This is a genomic window from Candidatus Methylomirabilis limnetica (assembly GCF_003044035.1).
Taxonomy (GTDB): Bacteria; Methylomirabilota; Methylomirabilia; order Methylomirabilales; family Methylomirabilaceae; genus Methylomirabilis; species Methylomirabilis limnetica.
Map to the genome: position 1 here is coordinate 153,716 of NZ_NVQC01000016.1, position 6,417 is coordinate 160,132.

Sequence of the window (6,417 nt, forward strand, 5' to 3'; positions counted from 1 at the left end):
AACCGCGGGGGCGCACCTTCCGGTCAGACGCGCGCCCGAGCGTCATCGATCTTGACGCTCGGCTCCGCCATCGATAGAGTGATTGTGCAACACTATTCGTATCGATGGAGGTCGTATGGAGACGGTGGCGGTATCGCCCAAGTTCCAGGTCGTCATTCCGAAGCGGATTCGGGAAAAGCTGGGTCTGTCGCCCGGTCAGAAGGCACAGGCGATTCTGTACGGGGATCGAATCGAGCTCATCCCCGTACGGTCGATCAAGGGTATGCGAGGGTTCCTACAGGGCATCGCCACGACGGTCGAGCGTGAGGCGGATCGCCGATGAATGTTGTCGACTCGAGTGCGTGGCTGGAGTATTTCGCGAACGACTCGAATGCCTCGTTCCTCGCTCGGGCGATCGAACGGACGGAGAAGTTGCTAGTTCCATCCCTGGTGGTCTACGAGGTGTTCAAGAGGGTCCTCCAGCAACGAGATGAGGGCCACGCGCTCCAGGCGGTGGCTGTGATGCAGCAGGGTACCGTGGTTGATCTCGACGCCCGGCTAGCGCTCCTGGCCGCTCGCATCAGCCTGGAACGTAAGCTGCCGATGGCTGATAGCGTTTTTCTCGCCACAGCCCGAGTCTACGGGGCAACGGTGTGGACACAGGACGCGGATTTCAAGGACCTGCCCGGCGTCCAGTTTCGGAGGCACACGCCTTGAAGGGTGGGCGGGCTAATAGAGCAATGGGGACTGACGCCGGAATGTGGCGTTGCTCCGTTAGCGGGGGCTAAGCGGATGGACAACGATCTACACTTCGGTGATGCGTATCCGCCGCGCGAGATTGCGCGGAAAGTCGAGGGCCTCGGTGTGGCGAAGGCGCGCACCGATGCACTCACGCTGCTCGTCCTGGCCGTGCTGGCCGGCGCCTTCATTTCGCTAGGGGCTCTCTTCTTTATCGTCGTGGTGACCAAATCCACCCTTGGCTTCGGCATGACGCGGTTGGTCGGCGGCCTGAGCTTCTGCCTCGGACTGATCCTCGTCGTTGTCGCGGGCGCCGAGCTGTTCACCGGGAATAACCTCATCGCCATGGCCTGGGCGAGTAGACTGATCGGTACCCGAGCGGTCATGCGCAACTGGTTCCTGGCTTACCTGGGTAATGTGGGCGGCTGCCTGGCTACGGTAATGCTCGTCGTGTGGGCCAACGTTGCCGATCTGGGCGGGGGTGCTGTCGGTGAGACGGCCCTCAATATCGCTCGCGCGAAGGCCGATCTTTCGGTTATCGAGGCCTTCACGCGCGGCGTTTTGTGCAACGCGCTGGTGTGTCTGGCGGTGTGGCTTGCTATGGGCGGGCGTAGCGTGACCGACAAGATTCTGGCAATTCTCTTTCCCATTACCGCATTCGTGGCCATGGGCTTCGAGCACTCGATCGCAAACTGGTTCTTCCTGCCCCTCGGGCTCGCGCTGGATGGGGAAGGTACGGTGTCGGTCATCGGAGCAACGAGAAATATCGTCGCCGTGACCGCCGGCAACGTGGTCGGTGGGACCCTGCTGGTCGCCGGCGTGTACTGGGTGGCCTACTTACGAGGTGAGCGTCGGCCAAACGATGGGCCCTCCTAAATCCCGACTGGAGTGCGACCCTGTCGCCCGCGGGGTGCCCCCTACAAATCATGTTAGACGCGCTTAAACATGGGCGGTCCAACCCCTCGCTACAGTCGACCGCCTATCGGGCCACCAAGCCCGTCCTCCTGGCGCCGGCGGGCAGCCTCGCGGCTGCGCAGGTGGCGCTAGAGGCCGGTGCCGACGCCATCTACGTTGGCCTCAAAGGCTTTAGCCGCGGCGGACCCAGGAGCGAACTGACCTCCCTGGCGCTTCAGGACGTGCTGGTGGCGGCCCATGCGCAGGGCCGCCACGTGCAGGTTGCCCTCAATATCATCCCTAGCCAAGCCGAACGGCGAGACCTCGTGGAAAAGGTCGGGGAGCTGCTCGGGTGGGGGATCGATGGGGTCATCGTGAACGACGCGGGTCTTCTGGCTGAACTCCGTAGTCGGTACCCCAAACTTAGTATCACCGCCAGCATCGGCTGCGCCATCATGAACGAGGCCGATGTCGCCTTCTATCGCGACCTGGGGGCCGACGCGGTCGTACTTCCCGGTACCCTGACGCCTGATGAGATCGCTGCCTTCGCGCAGGTTCCCGATGTATTGATCGAAGTGATGAGCCATATGGTGCAAGAGTTCATTCTATTGGGCAGATGCTGGATGCCGAGCTATTACCGGCTGAATTCGAGTCCTATGGCATCCCAGTGTGAGGGCGTCAGTCGCCTGATGGGGAGCGTGAAGCGGGGAGGCGCCGGGGTGTGCTTCAAGATCTGCGAGCAGCCCTGGGAGCTTTACCGGGGAGAGCGATGCGTGGCCACACGGCTTCTGCCAAGCCGTCAGATCAGCGCGATCAATTACCTGGCCGATATCCTCAATGCCGGTGTCGATGTTGTCAAGCTCCAGGGCAGAGGTCTCGCAGCCGACCTGCTCGCCCCGCTCGTGCAGCGCTATCGTCTGGCAATCGATTCCTGGATGGCAGGAGAGCCCTTGCCGGCCTTTGCAGAGCCTTGCCTGGAACCTTCCTGGACGGTGATGCGCCGGTGAGGTCAGGATGAAGGAGGAATAGTGGTGCAGGTCTTTGAGTTGAACACGACCATCTCGAATCTGCGGGACCTCACCGAATCGGATCTGAGTCCATACGATGCCATTTACCTTGGCAACATCACCTGTCGGCTGTACGAGGCGAACCTGCTGGAGCGTCTCGATGACCTGCGGGAGGCGATAGCGATCGTGAAGGGCCGAGGGCAGAAGGCGTACGTCACCACCTATGCCGCGCCGCGCAACGACAACCTGCCGCAACTCCGAAAGGTTGTGGCGGTAGCCGTGGAGACCGGGGCAGATGCCGTTGAGGTCCATAACCTCGGGGTCTTGAGGATCGTTCACGAGGAGTACCCCGATCTTGCTGTCCATATCGGCGGCTTCGCGAATGTCTATACCGACGGTGGCGCTGCCGTCCTGAAGCGATACGGGGCAGTTCGCATCACGCCCAACTACGAGCTGAGCCTGGAGGAGATCGGCGAGATCCATCGCCAGGTTGGGCTGCCGATGGAACTACTGGTTCATGGCAAGATGCCGCTCGGCATGTCAGACGACTGCTTTCTGCTGGAGTATGAGCAGGCCTGGGGGGTGACGTGTCCGACGCTCTGCCAGCAAGAGCTGTTCCTGAAGCAGGGCGATTGGGCGATGAAGTCAATCGGGAAAGGGGTCATGAGCGGGAAGGATGTCTGCCTGCTGGAACACTTGAGGCAACTGATGACCGAGGGGCATTCCTGTTTCCGGATCGAAGCGGCTTCAGAGAGTCCTGCCTACCGACTGGAGATTGGCCGGGTCTACCGCGAGGCGTTGGAGGCTGCCCTTGCAGGCAGGGACGGCGAGGAAGAGCGGTGGTGGGACACGATCAGACGCCATGCGCGAATTGGCCTGTGCAACGGTTTTTACTTTGGCACCTCTGGAATGGCCTACCATGGCGTGCAGCACCCGGGCGCGGACACTACGGAGGATCAACGGAGCGGTGTAGGGCAATGATTGAGCTGCTCGCTCCCGCAGGTAATCTGGAGATGGCGGCGGAGGTGACGCGGGCTGGGGCCAACGCCATCTATGTGGGACCGCGAGGCTGGAGCCGACGCCGTGACACCTTTGAGATGGAAGATGGCGCCGTCCGTGAGGCGATTCGGGTCGCCCATGATGGCGGAGCCAAGCTCCGAGTGGCATGCAATACTCACATGCAATCCAAAGAGATTCCGGCGCTGCTCAGTCGAATGGAGCGCTTCGTCATGGACGGTGTTGATGGCGCCATCATGGCCGATATCGGTGCGATCGCGGCAGTGCATCGGCGTTTTCCAGAGCTGCCCCTCCATGCTAGCATCGGGGCTAATATCCTGAACGACGCTGACGTGGCCTTCTACCGGGAGATCGGCGTCTGCCAGGTTGTGGCCGACACCAAGCTGACGTTGCGGGAGCTCACCTCCAGAAAGGCGCAACTCGACGTCGGGATCGAGATCTTGATCCATGCGAATGCCTGCTATACCTATCTTGGCAAGTGCTGGATGTCGCCCTACTATCGGCTTGAACGAACGATCGACGAGGCGGGTAAGGACCTCTTCAAGGGGAGTCCGAACCGGGGCGGGCTTGACTACCGCGTCTGTCTTGAGGCCTGGCAGCTTTACAGCGGCGACATCAAGCGGGAGGACCGCGTGGCGCTCAGGAACGAGGCGTTCTTCCTGCTAGAGGATATTCCGCACTTGATCGATCTGGGCGTCCGCTGTCTGAAGATCCAGGGCCGCGAGTACACCACGGCGCTTGTGGGGAACATCGTCAGGTTCTATCGCGAGCTGCTTGATGCCTATGTCGCCAACACGCCGGGTGAGCCGTTCGATCTGAACTCCTGGAAGGCGCGCTCGGCCGTGATCGAGGCCGAGCGGGATAGACAGCGGCACGCAGGGACCCTGGCCTTACTGGCCGAGGCCAAGCTTCCTGTCACTGCTCAACCCGCATGAGCCGCCGGCTCTTCCCTGGGCACGAAACTCCCTCGGGTTCTGTCATTGCGAGCGACCAACAGGAGCGCGGCAATCTCACCGTACTTTCACTGCGAGATTGCTTCGGTCGCTATGCTCCCTCGCAATGACGGCTGGGGGACTTGCTGGGCAATGACACGGGGGACTTTCTACCCGATGTCATGCTTGGTTATGCTTAGCCAGCGGGGGCTGGCGCTGCGGTAGGGGCCGGCGCTGCGGCGGCCGCCAGCGCTGCGGCAGCCGGCTTTTCTTCCACAGGTACCGGTGTCGGCTTTGTGACCGACAGTTGCCACCGGATCAACCCGCCTAGAATCTTCTTCGGGGTGGCGACGGTATAGCCCTGGCTGGTTGCCCACTGCTGTATCTCCCCTACCAGCGATTGCTCTGGCACGACAATCACCAGCTCGTCGTCTGCTGCCAACTCCTGCAGCGCCAGCTTGGCCTGGGGCAATCGGTAGTGACTCATCTCTCCTAGCAACTGAAAGTATCGCGTCATCGCTGTCATCATCCTCCTTGGCGTTTCATTTTCGTTGAGGGTCGAAACCCCGCGGCTTGCCGCGAGTTCGTCATACCGGCGGAAGCCGGTATCCAGCGGGCCAGACTGGATTCCGTGTCAAGCACGGAATGACTGGCCAGAACAGAAGACGATACCCCGCGGCTTGCTGCGGGGTAGTTCATTTGAGAAGACATTGCCATCCAAAGACTACCAAAAGGTGCAAGTGCGAGTCAACGCACGTTTTCGCTTTTCCCCTTGACACTGCTTTACGGGCGTTATTACTATTCGGCCACTTCGACGGCTCCCCTCCGCCGTGAAGTGAAAAATAGGAGAAAATAGGAAAATAAAAAGGAAAATAGGGACAGACACAATACCGTCCGGCACATAATTTGCCCGGTTTGATTAAGGATCATATCTGAAGGTGGGGAAAAAGCAACAGCAACAGGATTTACCGGTTACGAAGGATTGCGGAGGGGTTTCGTCAGGAGTATAGATGGCGAAAGGGATGATGGGCGCAGGAATCCCTTTCGGATCACAAGAGTAAGAAACGCCTTATGATCTTTCTTCGTTTGATTTGAGTTGTTCGATATGTCGCTCTAATTCCTCATCACTGGCCCAGCCCATGAAGTGCAGCGTAATCATTTCAAAGGTTCTTCTGGTGGGTTTTCGTCCTGTCCAAAGGGTGATGAGCATGCCGGCGATCAGTGCACAGTAGATTTGGATGGTTAACCCGTTTTCGGATAGGGCGACAAGGTGATTACAGCCCAAGACACATTTGAACCACCGGAAGAAGAGCTCGACCTGCCATCTGCGCCTGAAGAGCAGCGCGATGGTTTCTGCGGGCACGTCCAGGAGGTTCGTTGCCAGCAGGAAGGTATAATCGACATCCCTGGTGCGGCAGGTTTTTTTGCTGGAGACCCGTGAGGGACGGCGAACGTTCTCATCCCCTTCATGGAACACCTGGATGATCCTGAGGGGATGCGGGCAGTCATCTTTTTTGCTGTCACAGCCTAAGGTAACGAGGAGGTCTTTTTGGACCCCCGCTAATCTGTCATTTTCCGTGAGGGGTTTTTCTTCGAGGATAGAGTAGGCGGCATTATCTCGTAAACGAATGACGAAGGCGCTTCGGGCATTGATGATGTCATCTAGGAGTTTGTATTCCGCGTAGCCACAATCGAGCAGATAGACCGTATCGGGAGCGAGGAACGTTTTAAGGACCTTCTTTTCATTGCCGTTGCCGTGGGTGATGGCGGCCCTTGTCGGGACCTGTTTGCGGATGTCCAACTCCAGGTGGAGTTTGGCTGCCCGGTGTTCTTCATCTTGCCACAGGTTG

At 59.6% G+C, this 6,417-nt stretch carries 8 protein-coding genes; 6 read left to right on the forward strand and 2 right to left on the reverse strand.

Annotated features, from left to right (window positions below; all coding sequences use genetic code 11):
* Positions 1-115: 115 nt before the first annotated feature.
* The 6 genes from CLG94_RS05265 to CLG94_RS05290 all read left to right on the forward strand — a co-directional run bounded on the left by CLG94_RS05265 (position 116) and on the right by CLG94_RS05290 (position 4,570).
* Positions 116-322: an AbrB/MazE/SpoVT family DNA-binding domain-containing protein gene (locus CLG94_RS05265; protein ID WP_107561805.1), complete on the forward strand. Its 207-nt coding sequence runs from the start codon at positions 116-118 to the stop codon at positions 320-322.
* Entirely contained in the window at positions 319-696 is a 378-nt protein-coding gene (locus CLG94_RS05270) for a type II toxin-antitoxin system VapC family toxin (protein ID WP_107561806.1), read from the forward strand. The genes CLG94_RS05265 and CLG94_RS05270 overlap by 4 nt, the downstream gene beginning before the upstream one ends.
* Positions 697-771: 75 nt before the next feature.
* Entirely contained in the window at positions 772-1,593 is an 822-nt protein-coding gene (locus CLG94_RS05275) for a formate/nitrite transporter family protein (RefSeq protein ID WP_107561807.1), read from the forward strand.
* A 50-nt stretch (positions 1,594-1,643) separates the two neighbouring features.
* Complete coding sequence (locus CLG94_RS05280; RefSeq protein ID WP_107561808.1) at positions 1,644-2,618, forward strand: peptidase U32 family protein; 975 nt, start codon at positions 1,644-1,646, stop codon at positions 2,616-2,618.
* Between the two features lie 21 nt (positions 2,619-2,639).
* Positions 2,640-3,599, forward strand: coding sequence for a peptidase U32 family protein (locus CLG94_RS05285; protein WP_161954036.1), 960 nt, complete (start codon positions 2,640-2,642; stop codon positions 3,597-3,599).
* Positions 3,596-4,570: a peptidase U32 family protein gene (locus CLG94_RS05290; protein WP_107561810.1), complete on the forward strand. Its 975-nt coding sequence runs from the start codon at positions 3,596-3,598 to the stop codon at positions 4,568-4,570. The genes CLG94_RS05285 and CLG94_RS05290 overlap by 4 nt, the downstream gene beginning before the upstream one ends.
* A gap of 193 nt (positions 4,571-4,763) precedes the next feature.
* Here the strand turns inward: CLG94_RS05290 and CLG94_RS05295 are convergent, their stop codons facing one another.
* Positions 4,764-5,084 carry a hypothetical protein gene (locus CLG94_RS05295; protein ID WP_239993131.1) on the reverse strand — a complete coding sequence of 107 codons (321 nt, stop codon included), beginning with the start codon at positions 5,082-5,084 and terminating at the stop codon, positions 4,764-4,766.
* 552 nt (positions 5,085-5,636) lie between these two features.
* Positions 5,637-6,417: IS4 family transposase (locus CLG94_RS05300; protein ID WP_107561812.1), on the reverse strand; the 781-nt coding region annotated here is incomplete at its 5' end.

Excerpts from the sequence above, each read along its gene's own strand:
- CLG94_RS05265 (WP_107561805.1), top strand. The coding sequence starts at position 116 with ATGGAGACGGTGGCGGTATCGCCCAAGTTCCAGGTCGTCATTCCGAAG.
- CLG94_RS05270 (WP_107561806.1), top strand. The coding sequence starts at position 319 with ATGAATGTTGTCGACTCGAGTGCGTGGCTGGAGTATTTCGCGAACGAC.
- CLG94_RS05275 (WP_107561807.1), top strand. The coding sequence starts at position 772 with ATGGACAACGATCTACACTTCGGTGATGCGTATCCGCCGCGCGAGATT.
- CLG94_RS05280 (WP_107561808.1), top strand. The coding sequence starts at position 1,644 with ATGTTAGACGCGCTTAAACATGGGCGGTCCAACCCCTCGCTACAGTCG.
- CLG94_RS05290 (WP_107561810.1), top strand. The coding sequence starts at position 3,596 with ATGATTGAGCTGCTCGCTCCCGCAGGTAATCTGGAGATGGCGGCGGAG.
- CLG94_RS05295 (WP_239993131.1), bottom strand. The coding sequence starts at position 5,084 with ATGACGCGATACTTTCAGTTGCTAGGAGAGATGAGTCACTACCGATTG.